This is a genomic window from Citrobacter sp. CRE-46, assembly GCF_059615875.1.
This window is the reverse complement of the sequence record NZ_JCAPUG010000003.1, coordinates 28,448-50,600: the sequence shown is the minus strand read 5'-3', so window position 1 is coordinate 50,600 and position 22,153 is coordinate 28,448. Positions and strand designations below refer to the sequence as shown.

The window sequence follows — 22,153 nt, the reverse complement described above, 5'->3', positions numbered from 1 at the left end:
CTCCGATGGCGTACACTTACAGCAGATTTCCATTTCTGTCGGAGGATATGATGTCCGGACTGAATCTCGCGGCAAAATCTAAATAAGAGCAGGATAAGGTGGCCATTGACCTGCTCGCTTCAGGTGTGGCCTATAAAGAAAGGCTGGCGATGCCGGTGGTCGCTGAACTGGTGGCCAGAGCACAGCCTGAACATTTGAGAGAGTATTTCCGGGCGCGGCTGGAGCATTATCGCCAGGTCAGTGCGCAGCTCCCGGACAAAAATGCCCCGGAATATGCCAGAAAAGAGGATGAGGTTAAAAAATAGCGCCATTCCTGATGCTTTCTGCCTGTCGCTGGCCGGATTTTTCTCATGCCGGGTGATGGTTTTTTCTGGCCAGTGTGTGAGGTTTTTTTTCCTGCCGGTGATAATACTCTGCCTCTGCCTCTGCCTCTGCCTGTTTCCTTTCATGCTGCTGCCGATATTTCCTGACGGATTTCACTGACGACGGGCGACTTCCCTGAAGGGAACCGGGGCTGTCATGCTGCGCACCGGGCCAGCTGCGCTGTCTCTGCCCGGCCCTTCGGGCAGCGGGTTTCCATCCCAGGCTGTCGCAACGTCAACGGCAGGCTTGCTGCGACCGTTCCGGTCACGCCGCCCCTGGCGCGCCGTTTCCTGCGCTTTTCGCAACCCGGCGGTAAGGCTGCCGGGCTGTAAGGTGCAACGCCGTTTCGCGCCCGCGCTTTCCGTCGCTGCGGCGGGTTCCTGCTCATTCCTTATCTGGTTTTTTCACTCTTTTGAGTCCTTTCGCCGGGGCTGAGACAAGCACAGTCGCTGTCAGCTGTCCAGGGTAAATGGCACGCGGTAAACCGCGCCCTGGACATCCGCCATCGCCCGCGCTGGTTTACGCCCTTGCGGCGAACGGCTCTCAAACGGGTGAAGGTAACAACCAGCGGGCGCGTTCAGCAGGTCCCCGCAAAACGTCAAAACCGCGGCCCCGGCAACTCAACGGGTGATGGTTTTTAAAAGCAAAACAAACGGAAGGAGATTCATCATGACAGTACGCGGCATCAACAAAGTCATCATCGTGGGTAATCTGGGCCAGGACCCGGAAGTCCGTTATATGCCCAATGGCGGCGCGGTCGCTAATCTCAGCCTCGCCACCTCGGAGTCCTGGCGCGATAAACAGACCGGAGAGATGCGTGAAAACACCGAATGGCATCGCGTGGTGCTGTTTGGCAAGCTCGCAGAAGTGGCCAGCGAGTATCTGCGCAAGGGCGCTCAGGTGTACGTCGAAGGGCAGTTACGTACCCGCAACTGGCAGGACGACAGCGGCGTAATGCGCTATGTCACTGAAATCGTTGTCGGACAGAACGGCACTATGCAGATGCTGGGCGGTCGTCGTGACGGCGGTCAGCCACAGAACACGGCTCCGCAGCAACCCGCACAACCGCAGAGTCCTGCCGCTCCGGCACAACCTGCTGGCTCCCCTGAAAAATCCCCGAAAGCGAAAGGCGGCAGAAAACCCCGTCAGAGTACCGCGCCGTCTCAGCAGGCGCCGCAGCCGTTACCGGACGATTATCCGCCGATGGATGATGATGCCCCGTTTTGACAAGCATGATGAAAACACCCCGTAACCTGCGGGGGCTGGAAAAGGAGAGATACATGATCAGCAACGTTATACCGCCCCTTCAGTCACTACCCGATGGCACATTCACCCGCGAGCAGGCTGAAGCGGTCGCAGCGCAGTATCAGAATGTCAGGATTGAAGACGATCAGGGGACGCACTTTCGCCTGGTGGTTCGGAAGAACGGCGAAATGGTGTGGCGGGTATGGAATTTTGAGCCGGGTGGTGAGTACCTGATGAACCGTTATATCCGGGACTACGGCATCCGTAAACAGCAGTAAAAAGGTGCCCTGCCGGAGCTGTCACTCCGCAGGGCCGGACAGTCATCAATATCAGAGAGGTATTAACAATGTCAGTAACCGATGTTAAAGCAAAAGCACCCAAAAAAGCGAGCACCAGAAAAATCACGAAGGCGCAGGAAGATTCCCTGAAAGCCGCCCTGGAGGCCGCTGTCATCGAGTATGTTCCGCTGTCCAGTCTCGTTAAATCCCCGCTGAACGTACGCACTATCCCGTATTCAGTGGACAGCGTTCGTGGTCTGGCTGACTCCATCGAGGCGCTCGGACTGCTGCAGAATCTGATTGTTCACACCCTCGCAGACGATAAATCCGGCGTGGCCGCAGGTGGTCGTCGACTGACAGCCCTGAATCTGCTGGCGCAGGAGGACCGCCTTGCGGCAGACCATACGGTCATGGTGAAACGTGTCTCAGACGACATTGCTGCCCTTGCATCCATCGCTGAGAACGAACAGCGCGCCGCCATGCATCCCGCCGAGCAAATCGCAGGTTTCCGTACGCTGGCAGAGCAGGGCAAAACTCCCGCACAGATTGGCGACGCCCTCGGCTTCGGCTCCCGACACGTGCAGCGCATGCTGAAGCTGGCAAACCTCGCGCCGTCACTGATGGAGAAGCTCGCGCAGGACGAACTGACCGTTGAGCAGTGTCAGGCGCTCTGTCTCGAAGACGATCATGCCCGTCAGGCCGAAATTCTCGATACCGTCAAAGCCAGCTGGTCGAATGCCCCCGCGCATCTGATTAAACGCGCCATTACTGAAACCGAGATGCGCACCGACAACGCAAAATTCCGGTTCATCGGGCGAGAAACCTACGAGGCGGCAGGGGGTTACGTTCGTGAAGATCTGTTCAGCCAGGACGAGGGCGACAGTACAGCTGACAGTGTGCTGGTCGAGCGTCTGGTGCAGGAAAAGCTGGAGCGAATCGCCCAGGACATCCGGCAGCGTGAGGGATGGAAGTGGAGTCGCGGACGCGCAGACCGCATCTGGTACCACGGAGAAGATGGTAAAGAGTTTGTTCTGCCAGGCGTTCCCGATCCGGTATACACCCCGGAGCAGCAGAAGCGCCTTGATGAACTCCGTGAGCAGTGGGACGGCTACGACTCACGCTGCGACGAGACTGACGCGCTGGAAGCGGAGATCGAAGCCATCGAACAGGCCGCAGAAGTCAGCGCATGGACTGACGACATGAAGTCAGGCGCGGGGGTGATGGTCAGCCTGTACGAAGGGCAGGTGTACGTGCAGCGCGGGGTGCGCCTGAAAGCGGATATGCCGGAAGATACCGAAACCAGCAGCGTAACGGTACCGTTCACCTCGTGCCAGCCTGACGCCGCAGAGGGGATCAGCGTTCCGCTGCTCACGAAAATGACCTCCGAGCGTACGCTGGCGGTACAGGCGGCGCTGATGCAGCAGCCTGAAAAGGCGGTGGCGCTGATGGTCTGGCGCATGTGTACCTGCGTCTTTTCTGGTTGTCTGACCACGACGCATCCGTTCCGTATCAGCCTGACCGTCTCCCACAGCAGCCTGACGGAAAATGCCCCGTCCGGTAAGGACGGCGCAGCGTTTGGCATTCTGATGACCGAAAAAGCGCGGCTGAAAGCCCTGCTGCCGGAAGGATGGGAGAAGGACTTCACCACCTTCTTTGCCCTGGGCGGGGAGGTGCTGATGTCACTGATGGCCTTCTGTACAGTCTGTTCCGTTGACGGGGTTCAGACCCGCGATATGGGGCATACCTCCCGTAGTTCACTCGATACGGTCGAGGCGGCAATCGGGTTCCACCTGCGCGACTGGTGGCAGCCGACGAAGGAAAACTACTTCGGTAGCCTGAAACATCCTCAGATTATCGCATCCCTGAAAGAGGCGGGGCTGACGGGGGCCGCGGGAGACGCCGGGAAGATGAAGAAGGGCGATGCAGCAGGGCATGCGGAGCATTTCATGCAGCACAACCGCTGGGTTCCGGCATGGCTCAAAGGACCGGAGTCAGCGGCAGACACCGCTGAAGACGAAACCACCCCGGACACTGACAACACAACCCCGGCATACGCCGCCTGATAACGGAGCGCCGCCCTTCGGGGCGGCAATAAGGAGATGACCATGAGTACTGTTCTGACCCCCGATGTACTGAAAACCATGATCCCCCAGGAATATGAGGACTGGCGGGAAGGTGGCGAAGATTTACGCCGCGAACTGACCCATGCCGTGATGCGTGACCTTGACTGCCCGGCTCACTGGGACCTGAACGGCGAGTACCGCAGCGAGTTCGGCGGTTTTTTCCCGGTGCAGATCCGTTTCACGCCATCCCACGGCAATTTCAGCCTGGCGGTGTGCAGCCCCGGAGATATCAGCCCGTCCTGGATGGTGGTGTTTATTCCTGCCAGTGGTCGCCCGTTCTCCGTCATCCGCACGCTGCCAGCCTGGTCGCCGGAGGTTATCAGCCATACGTTGAATCTTGTCGCCCGTCTCGATGCAGATGGTTACAGTCAGGCCAGTATCATCAGCGTTCTGGTTATGGAGGGCACATTATGATCCCGGCAAACCTGTCACTGGTCCCTCTGAGTCATGAACGTCGTGCGGTGATGCAGGCCATCGCAGAGGTGGAAGCAAAATACGAACGGGGTATCCACGTCGCTGAATTTCCCTGGGCCCGCACCTTTTTTCGTATCCTGAACGGCAGTAAGCGTGTCACTGTAAAGGATATCGGCTGGTTCTCTCCGGGGCTGACGGCTCAGTCGCTGCGGGGAAATAAACAGGACTGGCTGGCGGCCATCGACCGGCTGATTGAAAGCCGTGGCGCATGTTGCTGGTTACCCCTGTCGCTGTCGGATAGCTGGCGACTGTTCCCGGAAACGAAGTTCCAGATGCAGGAGCGTACCCGAAGGCACAGTGAACTGGGGGCTGAAAAATACACCCGCCAGCGACGTAAGGAAGCGTGCCTGCGCGAAACCGCGTATCAGGCGCTGGCGGGCCAGGCGGAAATTGAGCTGGCTTTTCATACGCCTGAAACGGTCAGCAGCTGGAGTGCCCGCTGGTCGGGTACTGAACTGCACCAGTACGACCTGGAGGAAATGTTCTGGCGCTGGAGCGAGCGTTTCCCGTCACTGGCGCCAATGGAACGCTGGATGATGGAGAACCAGCCTTTCTGGACGGTAATGGTTGAAACAGATGCGCTTGCACTGGAAAGCCCGGAACCCGTCAGGCAGCTGGAGCGCTGGATGGTGCCGAACAAACTGAATTTTCACGGGGGAGCGGATGAAGATAAGGTGGCGTAGCGCTTTTAAGAAAGCCCCACCGGTTTCCCGGCAGGGCCATCTAAGGCGCAACATTACCAGTGCAGTAAGGTTCTGTCGCGGGCTTCCTCCCTGCCGTGCTGCACTTCGTAAGTGCGATTAATCGGGAAATTCGCCTCCACATAACGCACCACGAGTGGCGCCAGTATATGAATGAGAATCGCGAGTAACACGGCCTTCAGAAAGTCCATGCGATAGTCCTGCTTGCAATGGCTAACGCTGGCGGCTATCCTTGATTTGTCTAGGATCATGGATCACCCCCGTTAGTTGCCTGTTTAACACCGCAACAGCGGGGGTTTTCTCTTTCTGACGCAAGGTGGCCACGAGAGAAAGAGTTCCCCCGCGCCGTTGCACCTGCTGGTTTGTTCATGCCAGCGCCTCGAATCATACCCCAAATCCCCCTCAATAGTTCAATACTATCAAACGCTTTGGCTTGCTTTCCGGGAACCGGGTTGTCTGTGCTGATGTCTGACATTCGGCATTTGCCATTTTGCGTGAAGCAGCTGTCTGCCTAATTGTCGGTGTTCAATTCCGGTGGTCATAAACTTCTTCTGTCGTCGTTTTTCTGTCCCTTAGTCCGGTCTGACTGGTAGTGGGCGTCCGGGCGGGCTGTCATGCTTCGCACTGAGCCTGCTTCGCTGTCTCTGCCCGGGCCCAAAAAGACTGGCCAGCGGGTTTCCATCCCATGACGCGATAATCATAGGGCAGGTCAAAAACGCAGCGCCAGGTCAAAGTCAAAGGCAGCTTGCAGCATCCCGGAGGGATGCGCCGCTCACACCATCCCGGCGGTAAAGCTGCCGGGACTCTGCTGACCGGACCGCGATTCGCCTGCAGCGATTCACGTTCCGGTGCGTGTGCATCCTCCCGCCCTCCGGCGAACCACCTCCCGGATGGTTCCCTGCGGAGGGCGTGGTCGTAGCACCGTCAGTTCGTCATCCGAAGGGTGAAATGCACTCCGCCAAAACTTTTTGCGTGCCGCAAAAACTTTAGTCTCCGCCCTTCTCCTGCCGCTCTGTCGTTGCTCCTTTGCCCTTGCCGCAACGAACTCACCGGGAGATGGAAACATCACCAGAAAAGGAGAAAACCAGAATGCACACACAAAACGTCAAAACCGCCGCTGCCGAATCTTCCGGAAGATGGGGTACAGACCCAAAAGCCCGTCTGACCTGTGTTATCGCTGAGCAGCGTTCTTATCTGCTGGAGTTGTGCCAGGTGTGGAACCTGCAACTGAGCCAGAAAGATGAGGCTGAGGAAATCCTGCGCCTTCTCTGCCTGATGAGTGACAACGTTCACAAGGAAGGCGTGCTGTGCTGGGAGCGTTCATATCCGCTGGTTTCGTTTCATGTCGTACAGCCGTGGTTGCAGGCCAAAGACCATGCCATCCGCTTATACGGTGTTATCGGGCGTGAGGCGTGGGCAATCGCGCGTAAAGACCTTTGCAACAACATTAATTTTGCTCAGGCCATGTTGCGCCAGGGCGAGTGTTAATCACCAAAACCCACGGCGGCAGGGGATGTCGCCATCAACCAAAGAAGGAGAACACCATGCAATTACACCTGACCGAATCCTCTGCTGCCCTGGGGATGCAGGCCACCGCTGAGGCAGAGCGGGCGTACTGGCTGAGCCGGGAGCTGGCGGCGGTGAAAGCACCCGCTGAAATCGACGTGCACGCCTTCCATGATGCGCTGGGGCTGATGTACCCGATGAACTGGCGCTGTAGTGAAGACGGCGAGTGCGAAACTTTCATGCTGGCGGAAATGGTCTGCGGCAACGTGACTGAAATCTACGCGCGGATCGGTATCCGTTATTACCGGATGCGTGACGACAGCAACCTTGACCACGCGGAGATTCTGGCACGCGTTAAGGAGGAAATGCAGCGCCAGAAATGAGAAAAGCAGGCTTTCGCCTGCCTTAACCCGCCGGATTTATTCGCCTAGGAACGATGAATCCGGCCTTCACCAAAAGGAACAAACCAATGCAATTCAGTGAAGTTTCAATTGTTACACCGACCGCCCTGTATGTCCAGATGCTTGAGGCGGAAAACGCACCCGTAAAAAAACAGGTGCGTATTAAACGCAGTGATATCGACCGTGACGACATCAGCACCGAAATGCGGGCGCTGGGTCGTCACATTGCGCACTGCCGGAAGAAGGGGCGCGCCGTTCGTATTCCTGCCATGCGAGTGAGCGAGTGGGGGCAGGTGTTACGTACGCTCGAACTAAAGCGGGCATTTAACTGACGGAGGAGCCGCCCCGCAGGGGGCGGCATTTCAGAGGAAGAACTATGTCTCAACTCAGTTTTGCCAGCTTCTTTGACCTGGCGAAAGAAGCCGCACCAGCAACACCCGTTAAGCCCGTATTATCCGCAGTAAACGCTCAGGTCATACCGCGCCAAATGCTGACCACTGGGGAAGCCCGCCGCCAGTTTATCTGCGTGTTCAGGGATACCGCCCGCAACCTGCGCCGCTGGGAAGTATTCAGTGACTTTATTACGCTGGCGGCAAGCGAGCTTGATATGGCGCGGATCAGATCGCCGGAGAACATCGGGCGAAGCCGTGAAATCTGCACGAAGTACAGCGAGAGCGATATCAGCAATCTGCATACGCTTTTCTGCCTGATAGTCTGCGCGCTGGAGGCGAAATTCCATGACTTCCTCGGCGCTATCTACATGGAGCTTGAGCTGGGCGACGACCGCAACGGGCAGTATTTCACGCCGTATCACATCCAGTCTTTACTGGCGAAGCTGCTGAGGCCGGATGTCGACGAGACGATACGCCGGGAAGGCTTTGTGACCGTCAGCGATCCGGCGTGCGGCGCAGCAGGGATGATTGTAGCTTATGCGGAGGAGCTGCTGGGGAAAGGCTATAACCCGTCAGAACATATGTTCGGTAGTTGTATTGATATCGACCCGATCGCAGCCGATATGGCGTTTATCCAGCTTTCCCTGCTGGGTATTCCTGCCGAGGTCGTCACGGGTAATACGCTCACAATGCAGCTTAACAGGGTTCGCTATACGCCCGTGTACTATATCAACAACTTTGAAAAGAGACTTGACGATCAGCGGCGTATCAATGCCATGCGCGAATTTATGCGCGGCATGAATAAAGCGGCATAACCCACGAGAGAGGCGGGGGAGGAATACCCTGCCTTTCGTGGAACCAAAGGTCGCGCGCCTGCGGCGCAGAATAATACCGGCTGCGCTCCGCGCCGCCCGTATTACTCCGGCGCGTGGGTGTCTTATCATTATTATTTGTTTCGGGCTGTCATCTCTCATCCGGTATCCTGCTGTTGATTTCTTTATGTATTTATCCATTGTACTGAATATAAAAAATATCAGACCGGGCGACTTCCCTGACGGGAACCGGGGCTGTCATGCTTCGCACCGAGCCAGCTGCGCTGTCTCTGCCCGGCCCTTCGTGCAGCGGGTTTCCATCCCAGGCTGTCGCAACATCAACTTCACGCTTGCTGCATCCTGAAAGGATGCGCCGCTTTCACCATGGCGGTAATAAATTCCCCCCATTCTGAAGGCCGGAACGGTCATTCGTCTCGCGCCGATTTTCCGTTCCGGGTTGTGTGCATTCTCCCGGAGAGTACATCGTTAGACTTCATCAGTTCGCGGAGGGCTGCTTTTAGCATCAGTCAGGAATAAATAAAAGGGTATATAAACGCTGCGCGCCCCTTTATTTATTCCTGTCAGCTGCTCATTGCCCTTTGCCGCTCAGTGATGAAGTCGAACGATGTAATAACCCAATGAGGAGAAAACCAGAATGCACACAATAAACGTCAAAACCGCCACTCGTGAATCAGCCGAACAATTTAAAACGGATAAGTATCAGCGATACTGCGTATCAGATGACGATGAGCGTCTTGATTTTATCCCCGCACTATTTTTTACACCTTCAGCCGATAATATGATTGCCAGCTGGTTACGCCAGCACTCAGATTACGATGGTGGTTTCTGGGATTACTGGATCATTCCGCAGGGTGTGGGCGGGAATGTGGCACCGAACAAAATCATCTTCACCACAACGCAAACCGGGTATATCGCTCCGGCAGGAAAACAACGTTATAACATGTGTATCCCCGGTAATTATTTTGAAGCGGAAGTCAGCGCTGATGCAGCGGGAATAATCGCTACGCTGATGATAATGAACTGGCTGTCATGGCAGGTTGCCGATATGGGGCCGGAATATGCCAGGGTGTTAAAACATCTGGTCGCTCGTCAGGATGCGCTGAAGGATTATATCAGCCTTATTCAACATCCCGAGCGGAGCTTAATCTGGCGTGCCATTGATTAAGACAGAGTGCGTCACGTTGGTGGCGCATTATTTTTAATATTCTCGTAAATCGCCTGAACCTCCTGTGCATACTTCAGACGCTTTCTTTCCTGCTCGTCCGTTTCCCTGAATCCTGCATTATAGGCTCCGACTGCCCGCCAGTTTACTCCCCATCGTTTGAACGCAATCGCCAGGTAATAAGCACCCGTATAGATATTCATGCAGTCGTCCGACGTTAATTTATCCGGAGTAATGCCGAACTGAGATAAATGTGCAAAGTTCTGCGAATGTATCTGCATGGCTCCCACCGCGTAGCTTTCTGGTGAAACGATGTTCAGTGCATCAGAACGCCAGGAGGATTCCCGAAATGATATCGCTCGTAATAAATCTGCGTTAATGCCGTAATCCCTTCCTGCCCGTTCAAAGCAGTCCTGTGAAAAAACAGAAGCCGACATCAATAATAACAGTGCTGCGAGCGAAAGGCGCATGACATTTCCTTCTGAATGAGTACTCCCTGCCGGGATTCTCACATTTTTGACGAAAGAGCGAAAGCCATGAATATGCCAGAATCAGGCCGGAACAGGAGGCTGATAAATACGCTTCTCTGAAGTTGAAGTTCCCACACCCGTCGCAAAACTGCATTTTGCTGGATTTGTCTTTGAAAACAGTGAGGTAGTGTTTTTTTATCTGGCAATAATGTTGATTCGTGAGGACTCGCAGCACCGTTACGGTGCCTAATCCAGCCACAATCCGGCACTGCAACAGTGCTAACTACAGTGCTAATCCTTTTTATTCATATTGTTATGACACAGGCAGCACTGTAACAGTGCTGCTTTTATCAAAATCAGGCACCGTTACGGTGCTGATTTTAACCGCTACAGTGCTGCTTACAGTGCCTGATTTTTGCTGTACAGTGCTGCTTACGGTGCCTGGGGTCGTCTACGGTGCTGGATCGAAATGGCTGCTATTTTTTGAACGGTGCTGGTTACGGTGCTGGATCTGAGAAGGAACATATATTTTATGCCGAGACAAAATGTATATCTGAAGCAAAAGACGCTGGATGAAATCCGTCATTTAATGGATGAACGGAAAGCTGAAGGTGCCACTCCCAGCGATGCCAACATGTCGAGTATCTGTTCAGAACTGCTGGAAATTGGGCTGCGGGTAACGTTGCAGATGAAAAAGCGTGAAGAGCAGGAAGAGAAGAATGGCGGGTTAACGGATGAAGAGCGGTTCAGGCGGGAGTGCCTGGACGGGATTATTAAAACAAAAGTGATAAGTCAGAATTTATTGCGGCTTTTTTATAGTCTTGAAGAGGTAAAAATGGATTCACGTTTTAATTACACTGAAATGGTCGATGATATAAGAGAGAAATCGGAACAACAGTTGCTTCAGGCTCTGGGGGAAAATGAAAACTCTGAATAAATAAAGTTGATAAGGTTGTGTGAAAAAATAATAATTACAGGTGAAAAAAATTGCCTGTCGTTATCAGTCAGAGTATAATTTAATCCAGTGCAAATTCTGTGGAATTTAGCGCTCTACAATTTGAATAATTCGTTCAGGCAGGGGAACTCTACTCCCGCTGCCTGAACTAACCAAGGCCTAGTACTTCTTAAGGAGAAACTAGTTATGGCTGAACGACACTCTATTGATCACCCTCCAGGATCTCAAGATCTTTCTTCTGCATTCATGCGTCATTACATGCAAAACGGTGCCCCGTGGTTCATAAAAGATGCTGACGGGCGATATCTGGCTCATTCGTATACACTTCCAAACTTGCTTAGTTCTCACCTCGCAGCTTTTCAATTGGTTTCAGATGAAGAATTGAGCATTTTAACAAGTTGTTACAGGGATAGTATTTCCAGTGCAGAGTTAAGTGCAATAAATTCAGTAGAAAAAATTATAACTCTTCAGATAAATTATTTTTATCATCTTAAAACTTTATCCCCGCTAATTTATATAACAGAACCTTTTTTCTTCGGTCAAGAATGTTTTTCCTTAACTAGGGTTGTTGATATTTGCTCTTTAAGGAATTTCGATTTCATAAGTTTCGATAAAATAATAAATACGGGGGCTTTTCCTGATTCATTGCTGGAGCACCCTATCGGATTTTACTCTGAAATAAATCCGACTGTTATTTTAACTGAGGTTCAGTGGCTAGCTTCATGGCTATGCTTGATGGGGCTGTCATATAGAGACATAGCAAAATTTACTAAGAAGTCACATAAAAATACGAGTGCGCAACTTGCTAAGTCATTTTCTTCTCTAAAAATACATACGCTTAATAATTTTATATTTATCTCAAAATTATATGGGTGGGAAAAGTTTATTCCTCCTGCTGTTCAGTGCATGCCTACGTCCAGAATCCTTAAAAGAGAGATATTGTAAAATTGTGTAAAACAAGGGGGGGGGGTGTACAGTTGTTACGTTCCCGCCATCAAAAAACTGTGAAACAATAACCATGATGTTTGTGTGTAGGAGTTTTTATGATGGACATGTATAAAGCCATTAAACCAATTAAACCTATTCCTGTTGAGATAAATGAGATTACTGACAGACGTCTTAAGGATGCAGCTAAACGTTCTGGCAGGCAGGTGCGACATGAAGCGATGATCCGTCTGGCACACAGTCTTAAATACATCCCGGAAATAGAAGAAGTGTACTGGGAGATTTTGCAGGAGGATTAAGGAAAATAAATCCTGAAATTGAGCTTTAAATAGAAATTATATAAATATTTTTCTTCTTTTACACCGTTAAAAGAAGCCGGGGTCGCTTTATCTGAATTCCGGTGAGTCGCTGTACGCGGTTTTCTTATGCCCTTTTATTTCGGGCAGGGATTGCTGCACCCCGCAGACCGGGAATACCGGTCACGACAGGATTTGCACCCTGGGGCGGTAGCGTGCCTCAAGGGTTCAGGATAACCCGGTAAATATCTGCCCGCGGGTATTTACCGGGCATTCCGCCCGATTCACTTACTTAAAACGTCAATGAGGAATTTTTTATGGCTGAAATCACGGTCATGAATGCAGTAGTCACTCCGCGTAAGCCGGGTCTGCTGTCCCGCTGCCTGTCGGCAGCTAACAAGTCCACCGCAAAAGCGCTGGTGAAGTACATCGCAGCACCACTGGCCCTGTGGCTGGCGGCGCAGGGGATGGCACAGGCCACCGACCTGGCTTCTGCCGGTAAAGCCGATGTGGAAGCCACCTTCGGGCAGGACTCCACCATGATGTACTACTTCATGATTGCGGAAGTGTTCCTGGTTTTCATGCTGTATTTGCGCAACCACAACCCGGCGACTTTCGTACTCATTCCGGTGTTTATTGTGGTCACCAAGGTCATCTTCAGTATCGTTGGCGGGCCGTAAAGGCTCTGTGAACTGAAGGAGTGAGCGGATGAGTGATGAAGTGGAAGACCGCTACATCTTCCCTCAGACGCTGACCGAGCAGAAGCGCCTCATCGGCATCCCGCTGGATGAGGCGCTTGTCGGACTGATACCGGCCTGCGCCGGTATTTATGCCGGTCAGAACGTGCCTGGCCTGATTGTCGGGTTCCTGCTCTGGTTTGCCCTGTCCCATTTCAAGAAGGGGCGGGGAAGCGCCTGGCTCTTCAACATGTGCTACTGGTATCTGCCGGGCTACTGTTTCCGGGGGCTGTACAAAGTCCTGCCGGAATCCGCCTGGCGGTTGTGGCTGAAATAACGGAGGCCATTATGGATGTGAGCGCCCACCGCTCCGCCAGTAAATTTACATCCCTGACATTTGTCATTCTGCTTGTGTTTCTTGGCATGAGTCTTTCCGCCAACCTGTTTGCCTGGCTGCGTGTGGAAGACCTGCAGCGCGGCCAGAAAGAAACCTATATCCCGATGTTCTTTAACCAGCCGTTTTCTCTGTCCCGCAATGTGGCGGATGCGAGCTACCTGCAGCAGGTGGCGGAGTCGCTGATGTTTCTGCGTCTCAACGTTACCCCGGAGTCGGTGAAAGCTCAGCATCAGGCGTTGCTGCGCTATGTGGCCAGCGATGTGCGGGCTCCCATGCAGGACATTCTGGGGGCGGAAGCGCAGCAGATTATCACCAACAACGTCAGTACGGCGTTCTACATGACCGGTATCGATGTATACCCGGCTGCAGGCGTGGTGGATTTTCGCGGGACGCTGAAGACGTGGATAGGCAAGCGGGAATCGTTGCCGGAAGAGAAACAGTTCCGGCTGGAGCTCGGCTACCGGGACGGGATGACCACCATACGGGACTTTAAGGAAGTGTCGAATGAGAAAGATAAAAAGGATTAAGGCGCTGGCCCTGCTGGTATCCCTGAGCGGATCACCTCTGTCGCCTGCAGTGGCTTCTGCCGTGACCGGGAGCGTGGCGCAGCCGGTAAAAATCCCTGTGAGTGCGGATGTGCAGGCCAGAGTGTCTCTGAGCAACACCCAGCCAAACATGGTGGTGGTGCCGGGGGATCGTATTGTTGCCGTGGACAGCGCGCAGGGGATGTTTGTTAACGCCGGTGACTACGGTCAGGCGGGGCAGGCCAATGGCGGCGTCATCCTGATGACGGATAAAACCACGCCGTTCACCTTTTATGTGCGTACCGCCGGGGGCCTGACGGTTTCTCTGGTGGCCCACCCGCAGGCCCGTGACGGGCGGGTCATTCATCTGATGAGTGACCGGGCCGTCAGCCATCCGGCGGCCGAATCCTGGGAGCGCAGCCACCCGTATGTCACCACTCTGGTGAACCTGCAGAAAGCCCTGATGAACGGCCGTGTTCCTGTGGGGTATGAGCCCTCTCCGGTGGTGCAGGCCCCGGTTTTCAGTCTGCCATCCTCACTGTCGGCGACGGCTGAAGCCATGTGGAGCGGCGGTGGTTTGCGGGTTTACCGCTACCGTCTGGTTAACCGGGGAGTATTGCCGCAGTCTGTACCGGAACGCCTCTTCAGTGCGCCGGGTGTACGCAGCGTGGTGGTCAGTCCGTGGGCAGAAACATTGCTGCCGGCGGCAACCTCGACGCTGTGGGTGACCGTCAGCCAGCCGGCAGGGGGACAGTGATGGCCAATATCAACCATATCGTGCGCCGTAAGCAGAACCTGTACCTGCTTCTGGTGGCGCTGGGACTCAGCAGCGTGGGTGGTGTGGCATGGTACATGTCCACATCGAAGTCTGCGCCCCAGAAATCCGCCAAAGCGCCACCGGCCCCCCCGAATATGACAGGGGTTGTGTCCCAGACCTTCGATAAAAAAGTGTCCGATGCAGCCGTCGCTGATATCCAGCACACCGCCAGTGCGGCAGAAAAGAAGCTGAAAAACTTCGAACAACGCCTGGAAAAGATGGAAACCCGGGAGCAGGACTACCGGGCAAAGATTGAAGAGCAGGAGAATGAGCTGGCTATCCTGAGGGCGAAGGTGGAGGCCGACATGGACGCAGGGGGCCCGGAACTGCCAGCCGGTCAGCCCGCACCGACGTTCGGGGCCGGTTCATCGGTACCGCCCCCGACGGCGTTCTATCCGGGCGCAGGTGCTGCCCCGGGCAGTATGGCGCCGGTCACGCAGTATGATGTCGCGCCGGTCCCCCGCAAGGGCCTTTCTTCCTTCAGCATCGATTACGGCGGCGTGGATGGTAAGCCTGTCGCGCCGACGCTCCCCTATATCCCGTCCGGCAGCTTTGCACCGGCGATGGTAATTGAGGGGGCGGATGCCAATGCCTCGGTGACCGGCAACAGCGACCCGTCTCCGATGCAGTTCCGCCTGACCGGCACGGTCCGAATGGCTAACGACAAAACCTACGACCTGACCGGTTGTATGGTGACGGCAGGTGTGTACGGGGACATCTCCAGCGAACGTGGGCTGGTGCGCACTGATCGTCTCGCCTGTAACAAAGACGGGAAGGTGATTGATATGACGTTCAAGGGGCACGTGTCGTTCAAGGGGAAAAACGGCATCAAGGGCGAGCCCGTGATGCGTAACGGCAAAATCATTGGCTGGGCTTTTGCGTCCGGTGTGGTGGATGGCATTGGCAGTGGGGTGTCAAAACTCGGCCAGGAAACGCCGGGAGCGGGCGCAGTGGCATCGGTGAGTGGAAGCTCGGTTCTGAACGGAGCTATCGGTGGCGGGGCGTCACAGGTGGGCAAAACGCTCAGTGACTACTACATCAAACGTGCCGAGCAGTATCACCCGGTTATCCCGATTGGCGCGGGTACGGAGGTTACCGTGGTGTTCCAGGAAGGCTTTCAGCTGAAGTTCACCGACGAAGACAAGAAGAGCGGTCCGGCACAACAGGCAAAGGCCGTGGCAGACCAGGGTATACAGGTATCACAGCAGATGCTGCGTGAGCTGAATCTGGGCGATGCGGTACCGCAACCTCAGATCCCAGGACAGTAAACAGGAGACTGAAGATGACGAAACAACATAATGAACCGGGGAAAACCTCCCGCCTGAACGACCTGATAGCGCAATGTCAGGCTGACGGTATGCGGGTGATAGTGGTGGATATAAAAGAGAAGGCAGCCTGCAGTGATTTCTGGACGGAGGCCGCTCAGCCTGACGCAGAACAACTGGACGGTAAGGCAGCTGTCAGTGTGCATCTTATCCGGGGACGCTCTGATGACAGTCAGATACGGCAGATGTCTCCTGAGGCACAGGCCAGACTTGCTACGGCTGAACGAGAAAATACCCGCTTCGCGTATTCACTCAATAATGAACATGGTGAGAGGGCGTGATGCGTGCCCGGGACTATGACCAACTTTCCTCTGAGGAACTCAACCGCCGGTTAGAGGATGTGCAGAATATCCATAAAAAAGTGACGTTTGCAGCAAGGGATGGTTCTCCCCGTTCACTTCAGGGAATGTGTCTGGCAGGGCTCTTTATGTTCGGGGCCTGGATTTATACCAGTAATCTGATCCTTATCTATGCTGCAGGCCTGCTGGTTTATGTGGTCGTCATGCGGTATTCCCGTGTCCCCGCTGACTGGCAGGAACTGCTGGACAGGTTGCTCTCCCGGCTTGAGCCCCTGCAGTCCTCCCCGCTCCGGTGGCTGCGCACTGACTGTGTGTCCTGGCCGTATGCGGAACACCGCCTGCAGCAGGAAATGGATCTGATCCTGACTGCCCTGCGCCATCCTGCCGATCGCCTTAACGCCTGATGACTGAGACTACTATGAAAATACTTCCCTTTATGCTGGCAGGCAGTGTCCTGCTGTTGTCCGGTTGCACCGGAATGAAGAGTGAGTTCGATTGCGCCGATACGGCACTGAATGGCTGTCTGACAATGGATGAAGCCAACAACCGTGCCCGTGTAAAAACCGAAGGTGAGAAACAGCAAATCCGCCTGCCAGAACTGGCGGAGGTTAAGCCGGTTACTGTTGTATCTCCGGTTGTGGCTGCTGCATCAGTGTCTTCCCGGTCTGTCAGTACTGCAGCGCAGGCCCCTGTTGCGACGGCATCGGTACGTGCAGAGCCGGTTAATGGTACCTCTCCCCGCAATCCGTTCAGGGGGGATACCTTACCGCCACGCCCGGTAGTGACATCTTCAGCGACAGCGGCACCCGTTTCTTCCGCAGCCATGACCGTGTCCAGCACCTCCGCGCCATCTGCCTGGGCGGACACCGGAATGCAACCGCCGGTGCGCCTGCCATCCGGCACAGCGCGACTGTGGATTGCGGCATGGGTTGATGAGAATCTGGTCTACCATCAGCCGTCAGTGGTGTCTTTTGAGGTTGCCCCTGCCCGGTGGGCCACGCAGGGAGGCAACTGATGCAGAACGAACATCCGGAAGCCGGACAGGATAACCCGGCCTGGCAGGTCTGGCTCTCTCAGCTGATGGGGAGCTGGAAAGCGCCGGACGGCAGCCAGAAAGCCCGTCAGATACTCGATGAGATGGACTATCCCTCCTTTGCCAGTCTGCTGCCTTACCGACAGTACTGCCCGGAGAGCGGCTTATTCATCAACGCGGCCACCACCGGTTTTCTGCTGGAGTGCCGGCCGTTGTCGGGGGCGAATGAGTCCATCACCAAATCCCTCGACTTCTTTTTGCGCGATAAAGTCCCCCGTAAAACCCCGCTGACCTTCCTGCTGCTGGGTTCTTCCGGCGTGCGCCCGATGCTGGACCACGGGCTGGCCGATTTCAGCTGGCAGGGCCGGCGGGCTGACGAGTTTAACGCTATCACCCGTGCTTATTATGAACAGGGTGCCCTCAGTGGTTTTGCCAATAAAAAAGGGTATCCGCTGACGCTGCGCAACTATCGCCTGTTTGTCTGCTATGCCGAAGAAACAGGCACACTGACGGATGCCCGCAGGGTGGCGATTAACCAGGTCAGCAACCGGATAGAGGCCGGGCTCGCTTCGGCCGGGCTGTGGGCTTCGCGGGTGGATAAAAGCGGGCTGGTTTCCCTGGTCCGGGAGCTGGCAAACTTCCGCCACGGCAATATCGCCCCGCCGGGCGGGCAGACGGCGGAGTTTGAACCGCTGAACACCGAATGTGTCGACCGTTCCATCCGCCTGATGCTGCATCCTGACCGCATTGAACAGAGCCTGCAGGCGCCAGGCGGCGGGGAGCGTGAACGTACCCGTATTCTCAACTTTATGCTGGAGAAGAACCCGGAGAAGCCGTTTGCCCTGTGGCAGACCGGAGACAATATCAGCAACGTCACCGACCCGCTGTGCAGTATCGCCTGCCCGTTCATGATGACGCTGGCGCTGGAAGTCGAAGACCAGGCCGCCACCCAGCGGGAAGCCAACCGCAAATTTATGTCCTCGGACAAGAAGGCCAACTCGCCTTTTGCCAAATTCGTCCCGTCTGTAAAGCGCCAGGCGAAGGAGTGGGGCAGCCTGCGTGAATCGCTGAGCACTAACCAGGATTCTCTGACGCGCTTTTACTACAACATCACGCTGTTCTGCGAGGACCGGGATGAGGTGGCACTGAACACCGAGATGACGGTCCTCAATACCTTCCGCCGTAACGGTCTGGCGATGTTCATGCCGGAGTTTATGCAGTTGCGAAATTATCTGTCGGTGTTCCCGTTCATGATGGGGGAAGGGCTGTGGAGTGATATCTGTCGCACCAACGCCATTCATCGCGCCCGGGCCAGCAACGTGGCCAATCTGTTGCCGGTGGTGGCGGATAACCAGGTCTGTCGGCAGGGGCTGCCCATCCCGTCCTACCGTAACCAGCTGTCTTTTCTGGACCTTTTCCCCGGTGAGGATGATGCGCTGGATACGGACAATAACAACCTGTCGGTGACCGGTACCTCCGGTGGAGGCAAGTCGTTTCTGATGCAGGGCTTGCTGCGTCAGGTCATCGACAGCGGTGGGCTGGCCTGGGTGTTCGACATGGGGGATTCCTACAAGGGGATGTGCCGCAACGTGGGCGGGGTGTATCTCAATGCACTGGACCTGCGCTTCAACCCGTTCGCCAATATTGTGAACATTAAGGAGTCGGCCGAGAACATCCGTAATCTGCTGGTCGTACTGGCCAGCCCTTCCGGAGACTGCGGGGATACCTTTATGTCCCTGCTGCTCAAGGCCGTGGATAAGGTCTGGGCGGATAAGGGTAACGCCGCGCTTATCGACGATATTGTCCACTGGCTGCGTGAGGCCCTGGAGTCGGCGGAGTACCGCGAAACCACCACGGTGCGGGCGACAATGGAGGAAATCATCGTCGGTCTCGACAAATACTGCTCCTGGGGGGTGTACGGCGAGTACTTTAACAGCCCGAAACCGTCGCTGGATGACAACGTGCGCTTCTCGGTGCTGGAGATGGGCGAACTCAAGAACAAGCCGGACCTGCTGGCTGCCGTGATGTTCTCGATGATGATTTACGTCGATCAGCGGATGTTTCTCTCCGACCGACAGCAGAGCAAAGTCTGTCTGATTGATGAGGCGTGGAAGCTGCTCTCAAAAGACAACAAGCGGGCTGAAGATTTTATCGAGAACGGCTACCGGACCGCGCGTAAGTACAACGGGGCCTATATCACCATCACCCAGGGTATTGAAGATTTTGACGGCAAACGGGCCAGCGGTGCTGCGAAAGCCGCCTGGGCCAACAGCTCGTTCAAGATTGTACTGCGCCAGAACCGGGACAGCTTCCGCAAGTATTGCCTCGAAAACCCGGATGCCTTCAGTACGTATGAACGGGAAGTGATTGAAGGCTTCCCAGCGGCGCGTGAGGCGCATTTCAGCGCTTTTATGCTGCGCTATGGCGGGCAGGTCTCCTTCCATCGTCTGCTGCTCGACCCCATCAGCCGCGTGATGTTCTCCTCTGACGGGAAGGACTATGACTTTCGCGAGGCGGGGATGCGGACCGGGCGCGACATTCACGACATCATTCTGGACCTGGCGGTGCGTAAGCATCCCGATGAAATGCAGAGGTTAATGGCATGGACGACGAAAAACTGAATGACACTTCCGTGGCAACGCTGGTTTCCCCTGGTTCTGACAACACTCCAGAGAAACCTTCTCCCCGTCGCTCCCGTCGCCGCTGGCGCTGTGTGAAGCCAGTGGCCTGTGTGGTGGCGGGCATGACGGTGATGAATGCCGCCATCACCCTGCTGCTTATCCAGTGGCAGCAGCCGGAGACGGTGAGCGTGGATTTGACCGGTACGGTGAACAGCTTTGTGAATCAGGCGGCAGGTCAGCAGCTCGATGAGGCGCAGGTGCAGGCCCTGACGGCACGCTTTCATACGGTCCTCCGGGCCAGCCTGACGGACTGGCAGCAGACGAACCGGGCTGTGGTTCTGGTGGCACCGGCGGTGGTGGGTGGTGCCCGGGATATCACGGCGGAAATACAGGCAGAGGTGGCACGCCAGATGGCGGAAGGAGGTAATCCGTGACAGATGAGACCGAACGTTATCTGGCGGTACAGCGTATGCTGGAAGACCACAGCATTCATCGTATCCGCAGTCGTTTTACCGGCGACAGCGCCCAGTGGTGCGAGGATTGCGGTGCGCCCATTCCTGAAGAACGTCGCCGTATCCTGCAGGGCGTGAAAACCTGCATCGGATGCCAGGAGGTGGCGGAGAATCGTCAGCGGATTTACGGAGGCAGCCGATGAAACTCTCGTTACTTGCCACTCTGTTACTGAGCTTCCCGCTGACTGCAAAAGACCTGGGGACATGGGGAGATCTGTGGCCGGTGCAGGAGCAGAGCATGTTGTCTTTCATCCAGCAACGGCTGGGTGACATGGAGAAAAGCGGCCAGCTGGCTGAACTGCAGCAGGGGTTTAAGGAGAGAGTGGTGGAGAACACCCTGCGCCCGCCACCGGTAGCCGGGCTCAGGACTGACACCCGATCACACACGCATCGGGTCGATCCGACCGTCAGCATCCGTGAGGACATGGCGGACCACAACGGCACTGTGTTTGCCCGTAAGGGACAGCGAGTGAATCCGCTGGATACGGTTTCCCTGCCCGGCCCGCTCTATTTTCTGGATGCGGACGACAGGCGTCAGACCGACTGGCTGGCACAGCAACCGGCGGTGCTGAACCGCAAAGTGATTCTGGTCAGCGGCAATATCCGGGACGCCACAAAACTGCTTGATACGCGCATTTACTTTGATCAGAACGGGGAACTCAGCCGTCGTTTCGGTCTGACCTATATCCCCGCGGTGGTGCGTCAGGAGGGGAAAACGCTGGTTGTTACCTCGGCTGCGATGCCGGAGGGGGCTCCATGACGCTGTTACGAATACTGCTGTGCTGTCTGATATGTTCGTTATCTGCTCCCGCACTTGCAGAAGATGACCGGGACAAGATGTGTGACGGGAATTTCGTAAACCCGATCAGCGATATTTGCTGGGACTGTACTTTCCCGATGACCATCGGGGACTCCGCGGTATTTAAGGGGGATGCACCGGATACCGACAATCCGTCAATGCCCATCCAGTTCTGCCCGATGCCGCCCCCCATCTTTCAGCGGGTGGGCATGGCCATTGGCTACTGGGAGCCGTTCGCGATGACCGACGTGACCCGCTCGCCGTACTGCATGGTCAATCTCGGGGGCTTCAATATTCCGGTGGGGAAAGTGGGGGCCGGTGGTTCAGGTCAGGAGGATAAGCCCACCCCGGGCGGGTTCTACTACGTGCACTGGTACAAATATCCGCTGACCTACTGGCTGAATATCATCATGTCGATGGCCTGCCTGCAGACCGGTGACCTCGATATTGGCTATCTCTCCGAGCTGGACCCGACCTGGGATGATGATGCGCTGTCGCTCATCCTGTCGCCGGAGGCTCTGGTGGTGGCTAATCCGATAGCGCAGGGGGCCTGTGCGGCGGACGCGGTTAAAACCCTGAAGTGGAAGCCCATCAACGCGCTGTTCTGGTGCGCCGGCTCACACGGCAGCCTGTATCCCTTCACGGGCAATATCTCGGATGAGTACAGCCCGCAGTCAGCCTCGGTGCTGCTGTCAGAACGCATGGCGTTCAAGCTGCACCGTCAGGGGATGATCCTCAACAGTGTCGGTGAGGACCGCAAAATCTGTTGGGAATATCCGTCACCCATCATGCCGAAGGACCGGTTCCGCTATCAGATGGTGAACATGCACCCGGATACGAAGGCCTGTCATCCGTTCGGGCGCAGCGTGATGACCTGGGAGGCAGGTCATGCGTCCCCGAATACAAAAAAGAACTACGGCTATCTCATCTGGCGCAAGCGTAACTGCGTGTTTCTCTGAGGTGTACCCATCTATGAAAAATCATATGAATACGTTCCTGATAACA

The 22,153-nt window shown here is 55.5% G+C and carries 27 protein-coding genes and 2 pseudogenes; 27 read left to right on the top strand and 2 right to left on the bottom strand.

Translation table 11 applies throughout. From position 1 onward, the window contains the following. Nucleotides 1-98 precede the first annotated feature (98 nt). From AC534G_RS26345 to AC534G_RS26320, 6 genes and pseudogenes are all read left to right on the top strand, one after another. Nucleotides 99-384, top strand: a pseudogene (locus AC534G_RS26345) (DNA polymerase III subunit theta); the annotation flags it as partial. A 648-nt stretch (nucleotides 385-1,032) separates the two neighbouring features. Continuing rightward, nucleotides 1,033-1,590, top strand: coding sequence for a single-stranded DNA-binding protein (locus tag AC534G_RS26340; protein WP_253076415.1), 558 nt, complete (start codon nucleotides 1,033-1,035; stop codon nucleotides 1,588-1,590). Nucleotides 1,591-1,643: 53 nt separating this feature from the next. After that, on the top strand, nucleotides 1,644-1,886 hold the full coding sequence (locus tag AC534G_RS26335) for a DUF905 domain-containing protein (protein ID WP_253076416.1): 243 nt from the start codon (nucleotides 1,644-1,646) through the stop codon (nucleotides 1,884-1,886). Nucleotides 1,887-1,954: 68 nt separating this feature from the next. After that, entirely contained in the window at nucleotides 1,955-3,949 is a 1,995-nt protein-coding gene (locus AC534G_RS26330; protein WP_253076360.1) for a ParB/RepB/Spo0J family partition protein, read from the top strand. Between the two features lie 42 nt (nucleotides 3,950-3,991). Beyond that, complete coding sequence (psiB, locus tag AC534G_RS26325; RefSeq protein WP_253076417.1) at nucleotides 3,992-4,423, top strand: conjugation system SOS inhibitor PsiB; 432 nt, start codon at nucleotides 3,992-3,994, stop codon at nucleotides 4,421-4,423. Beyond that, nucleotides 4,420-5,166, top strand: a complete 747-nt coding sequence (locus AC534G_RS26320) for a plasmid SOS inhibition protein A (RefSeq protein WP_253076361.1) — start codon at nucleotides 4,420-4,422, stop codon at nucleotides 5,164-5,166. Before psiB ends, AC534G_RS26320 begins: the two co-directional genes overlap by 4 nt. Before the next feature lie 53 nt (nucleotides 5,167-5,219). Here the strand turns inward: AC534G_RS26320 and AC534G_RS26315 are convergent, their stop codons facing one another. Then, nucleotides 5,220-5,375, bottom strand: coding sequence for a hypothetical protein (locus AC534G_RS26315; RefSeq protein WP_496594623.1), 156 nt, complete (start codon nucleotides 5,373-5,375; stop codon nucleotides 5,220-5,222). Between the two features lie 898 nt (nucleotides 5,376-6,273). On the opposite strand from AC534G_RS26315, the gene AC534G_RS26310 reads away from it, so the two are divergent. From AC534G_RS26310 to AC534G_RS26290, 5 genes and pseudogenes are all read left to right on the top strand, one after another. After that, nucleotides 6,274-6,672, top strand: a complete 399-nt coding sequence (locus tag AC534G_RS26310; protein WP_496594622.1) for an ammonia monooxygenase — start codon at nucleotides 6,274-6,276, stop codon at nucleotides 6,670-6,672. Nucleotides 6,673-6,728: 56 nt separating this feature from the next. Beyond that, nucleotides 6,729-7,073 carry a hypothetical protein gene (locus tag AC534G_RS26305; protein WP_253076418.1) on the top strand — a complete coding sequence of 115 codons (345 nt, stop codon included), beginning with the start codon at nucleotides 6,729-6,731 and terminating at the stop codon, nucleotides 7,071-7,073. 86 nt (nucleotides 7,074-7,159) lie between these two features. Next, on the top strand, nucleotides 7,160-7,423 hold the full coding sequence (locus AC534G_RS26300; protein WP_253076419.1) for a hypothetical protein: 264 nt from the start codon (nucleotides 7,160-7,162) through the stop codon (nucleotides 7,421-7,423). 44 nt (nucleotides 7,424-7,467) lie between these two features. Next, on the top strand, nucleotides 7,468-8,298 hold the full coding sequence (locus AC534G_RS26295; protein ID WP_253076364.1) for an N-6 DNA methylase: 831 nt from the start codon (nucleotides 7,468-7,470) through the stop codon (nucleotides 8,296-8,298). A gap of 596 nt (nucleotides 8,299-8,894) precedes the next feature. Next, nucleotides 8,895-9,481: pseudogene (locus tag AC534G_RS26290) on the top strand (antirestriction protein). Nucleotides 9,482-9,492: 11 nt separating this feature from the next. Here AC534G_RS26290 and AC534G_RS26285 read toward each other — a convergent pair. Then, nucleotides 9,493-9,948, bottom strand: coding sequence for a transglycosylase SLT domain-containing protein (locus AC534G_RS26285; protein ID WP_253076365.1), 456 nt, complete (start codon nucleotides 9,946-9,948; stop codon nucleotides 9,493-9,495). Nucleotides 9,949-10,450: 502 nt separating this feature from the next. On the opposite strand from AC534G_RS26285, the gene traM reads away from it, so the two are divergent. The 16 genes from traM to traU all read left to right on the top strand — a co-directional run bounded on the left by traM (nucleotide 10,451) and on the right by traU (nucleotide 22,107). Next, nucleotides 10,451-10,885, top strand: coding sequence for a conjugal transfer relaxosome DNA-binding protein TraM (traM, locus tag AC534G_RS26280; RefSeq protein ID WP_326203784.1), 435 nt, complete (start codon nucleotides 10,451-10,453; stop codon nucleotides 10,883-10,885). Between the two features lie 204 nt (nucleotides 10,886-11,089). Next, nucleotides 11,090-11,848, top strand: a complete 759-nt coding sequence (locus AC534G_RS26275) for a hypothetical protein (protein ID WP_253076367.1) — start codon at nucleotides 11,090-11,092, stop codon at nucleotides 11,846-11,848. A gap of 98 nt (nucleotides 11,849-11,946) precedes the next feature. Further along, the gene (locus AC534G_RS26270; RefSeq protein WP_253076368.1) at nucleotides 11,947-12,147 is read left to right on the top strand and encodes a TraY domain-containing protein; all 201 of its coding nucleotides are present in this window, start codon (nucleotides 11,947-11,949) and stop codon (nucleotides 12,145-12,147) included. 314 nt (nucleotides 12,148-12,461) lie between these two features. Next, entirely contained in the window at nucleotides 12,462-12,824 is a 363-nt protein-coding gene (locus AC534G_RS26265; protein WP_253076369.1) for a type IV conjugative transfer system pilin TraA, read from the top strand. A gap of 28 nt (nucleotides 12,825-12,852) precedes the next feature. Continuing rightward, nucleotides 12,853-13,158: a type IV conjugative transfer system protein TraL gene (gene traL / locus AC534G_RS26260; RefSeq protein WP_253076370.1), complete on the top strand. Its 306-nt coding sequence runs from the start codon at nucleotides 12,853-12,855 to the stop codon at nucleotides 13,156-13,158. Nucleotides 13,159-13,169: 11 nt separating this feature from the next. Beyond that, on the top strand, nucleotides 13,170-13,745 hold the full coding sequence (gene traE / locus AC534G_RS26255) for a type IV conjugative transfer system protein TraE (protein ID WP_253076371.1): 576 nt from the start codon (nucleotides 13,170-13,172) through the stop codon (nucleotides 13,743-13,745). Beyond that, nucleotides 13,723-14,499, top strand: coding sequence for an F-type conjugal transfer protein TraK (traK, locus tag AC534G_RS26250; protein WP_253076372.1), 777 nt, complete (start codon nucleotides 13,723-13,725; stop codon nucleotides 14,497-14,499). The genes traE and traK overlap by 23 nt, the downstream gene beginning before the upstream one ends. Next, on the top strand, nucleotides 14,499-15,827 hold the full coding sequence (gene traB, locus AC534G_RS26245; RefSeq protein ID WP_253076373.1) for an F-type conjugal transfer pilus assembly protein TraB: 1,329 nt from the start codon (nucleotides 14,499-14,501) through the stop codon (nucleotides 15,825-15,827). Before traK ends, traB begins: the two co-directional genes overlap by 1 nt. 14 nt (nucleotides 15,828-15,841) lie before the next feature. Next, on the top strand, nucleotides 15,842-16,165 hold the full coding sequence (locus tag AC534G_RS26240; protein WP_496594621.1) for a hypothetical protein: 324 nt from the start codon (nucleotides 15,842-15,844) through the stop codon (nucleotides 16,163-16,165). Beyond that, a complete protein-coding gene (locus AC534G_RS26235; protein WP_496594620.1) occupies nucleotides 16,162-16,587 on the top strand; it encodes a hypothetical protein in 426 nt (141 codons plus the stop codon). The genes AC534G_RS26240 and AC534G_RS26235 overlap by 4 nt, the downstream gene beginning before the upstream one ends. Nucleotides 16,588-16,601: 14 nt before the next feature. Then, complete coding sequence (gene traV, locus AC534G_RS26230) at nucleotides 16,602-17,198, top strand: type IV conjugative transfer system lipoprotein TraV (RefSeq protein WP_253076467.1); 597 nt, start codon at nucleotides 16,602-16,604, stop codon at nucleotides 17,196-17,198. After that, nucleotides 17,198-19,837, top strand: coding sequence for a type IV secretion system protein TraC (gene traC / locus AC534G_RS26225; RefSeq protein ID WP_253076466.1), 2,640 nt, complete (start codon nucleotides 17,198-17,200; stop codon nucleotides 19,835-19,837). The genes traV and traC overlap by 1 nt, the downstream gene beginning before the upstream one ends. Then, nucleotides 19,819-20,271, top strand: a complete 453-nt coding sequence (gene trbI / locus AC534G_RS26220) for a type-F conjugative transfer system protein TrbI (protein WP_253076378.1) — start codon at nucleotides 19,819-19,821, stop codon at nucleotides 20,269-20,271. Before traC ends, trbI begins: the two co-directional genes overlap by 19 nt. After that, nucleotides 20,268-20,492 carry a TraR/DksA C4-type zinc finger protein gene (locus AC534G_RS26215; protein ID WP_253076465.1) on the top strand — a complete coding sequence of 75 codons (225 nt, stop codon included), beginning with the start codon at nucleotides 20,268-20,270 and terminating at the stop codon, nucleotides 20,490-20,492. Before trbI ends, AC534G_RS26215 begins: the two co-directional genes overlap by 4 nt. Continuing rightward, nucleotides 20,489-21,109 carry a type-F conjugative transfer system protein TraW gene (traW, locus tag AC534G_RS26210; RefSeq protein ID WP_253076380.1) on the top strand — a complete coding sequence of 207 codons (621 nt, stop codon included), beginning with the start codon at nucleotides 20,489-20,491 and terminating at the stop codon, nucleotides 21,107-21,109. Before AC534G_RS26215 ends, traW begins: the two co-directional genes overlap by 4 nt. Next, on the top strand, nucleotides 21,106-22,107 hold the full coding sequence (gene traU, locus AC534G_RS26205; protein ID WP_370612413.1) for a conjugal transfer pilus assembly protein TraU: 1,002 nt from the start codon (nucleotides 21,106-21,108) through the stop codon (nucleotides 22,105-22,107). The genes traW and traU overlap by 4 nt, the downstream gene beginning before the upstream one ends. Nucleotides 22,108-22,153 lie beyond the last annotated feature (46 nt).

Bases quoted from the DNA above. Each gene is read 5' to 3' on its own strand.
- AC534G_RS26265 (WP_253076369.1), top strand. From the start codon at position 12,462: ATGGCTGAAATCACGGTCATGAATGCAGTAGTCACTCCGCGTAAGCCG.
- AC534G_RS26315 (WP_496594623.1), bottom strand. From the start codon at position 5,375: ATGGACTTTCTGAAGGCCGTGTTACTCGCGATTCTCATTCATATACTG.
- traE (WP_253076371.1), top strand. From the start codon at position 13,170: ATGGATGTGAGCGCCCACCGCTCCGCCAGTAAATTTACATCCCTGACA.
- AC534G_RS26320 (WP_253076361.1), top strand. From the start codon at position 4,420: ATGATCCCGGCAAACCTGTCACTGGTCCCTCTGAGTCATGAACGTCGT.
- AC534G_RS26300 (WP_253076419.1), top strand. From the start codon at position 7,160: ATGCAATTCAGTGAAGTTTCAATTGTTACACCGACCGCCCTGTATGTC.
- traC (WP_253076466.1), top strand. From the start codon at position 17,198: ATGCAGAACGAACATCCGGAAGCCGGACAGGATAACCCGGCCTGGCAG.
- psiB (WP_253076417.1), top strand. From the start codon at position 3,992: ATGAGTACTGTTCTGACCCCCGATGTACTGAAAACCATGATCCCCCAG.
- traV (WP_253076467.1), top strand. From the start codon at position 16,602: ATGAAAATACTTCCCTTTATGCTGGCAGGCAGTGTCCTGCTGTTGTCC.
- AC534G_RS26305 (WP_253076418.1), top strand. From the start codon at position 6,729: ATGCAATTACACCTGACCGAATCCTCTGCTGCCCTGGGGATGCAGGCC.
- AC534G_RS26340 (WP_253076415.1), top strand. From the start codon at position 1,033: ATGACAGTACGCGGCATCAACAAAGTCATCATCGTGGGTAATCTGGGC.
- AC534G_RS26310 (WP_496594622.1), top strand. From the start codon at position 6,274: ATGCACACACAAAACGTCAAAACCGCCGCTGCCGAATCTTCCGGAAGA.
- AC534G_RS26270 (WP_253076368.1), top strand. From the start codon at position 11,947: ATGATGGACATGTATAAAGCCATTAAACCAATTAAACCTATTCCTGTT.
- trbI (WP_253076378.1), top strand. From the start codon at position 19,819: ATGGACGACGAAAAACTGAATGACACTTCCGTGGCAACGCTGGTTTCC.
- AC534G_RS26335 (WP_253076416.1), top strand. From the start codon at position 1,644: ATGATCAGCAACGTTATACCGCCCCTTCAGTCACTACCCGATGGCACA.
- traW (WP_253076380.1), top strand. From the start codon at position 20,489: ATGAAACTCTCGTTACTTGCCACTCTGTTACTGAGCTTCCCGCTGACT.
- AC534G_RS26285 (WP_253076365.1), bottom strand. From the start codon at position 9,948: ATGCGCCTTTCGCTCGCAGCACTGTTATTATTGATGTCGGCTTCTGTT.
- traU (WP_370612413.1), top strand. From the start codon at position 21,106: ATGACGCTGTTACGAATACTGCTGTGCTGTCTGATATGTTCGTTATCT.
- AC534G_RS26275 (WP_253076367.1), top strand. From the start codon at position 11,090: ATGGCTGAACGACACTCTATTGATCACCCTCCAGGATCTCAAGATCTT.
- traK (WP_253076372.1), top strand. From the start codon at position 13,723: ATGAGAAAGATAAAAAGGATTAAGGCGCTGGCCCTGCTGGTATCCCTG.
- AC534G_RS26295 (WP_253076364.1), top strand. From the start codon at position 7,468: ATGTCTCAACTCAGTTTTGCCAGCTTCTTTGACCTGGCGAAAGAAGCC.
- AC534G_RS26330 (WP_253076360.1), top strand. From the start codon at position 1,955: ATGTCAGTAACCGATGTTAAAGCAAAAGCACCCAAAAAAGCGAGCACC.
- traL (WP_253076370.1), top strand. From the start codon at position 12,853: ATGAGTGATGAAGTGGAAGACCGCTACATCTTCCCTCAGACGCTGACC.
- AC534G_RS26240 (WP_496594621.1), top strand. From the start codon at position 15,842: ATGACGAAACAACATAATGAACCGGGGAAAACCTCCCGCCTGAACGAC.
- traB (WP_253076373.1), top strand. From the start codon at position 14,499: ATGGCCAATATCAACCATATCGTGCGCCGTAAGCAGAACCTGTACCTG.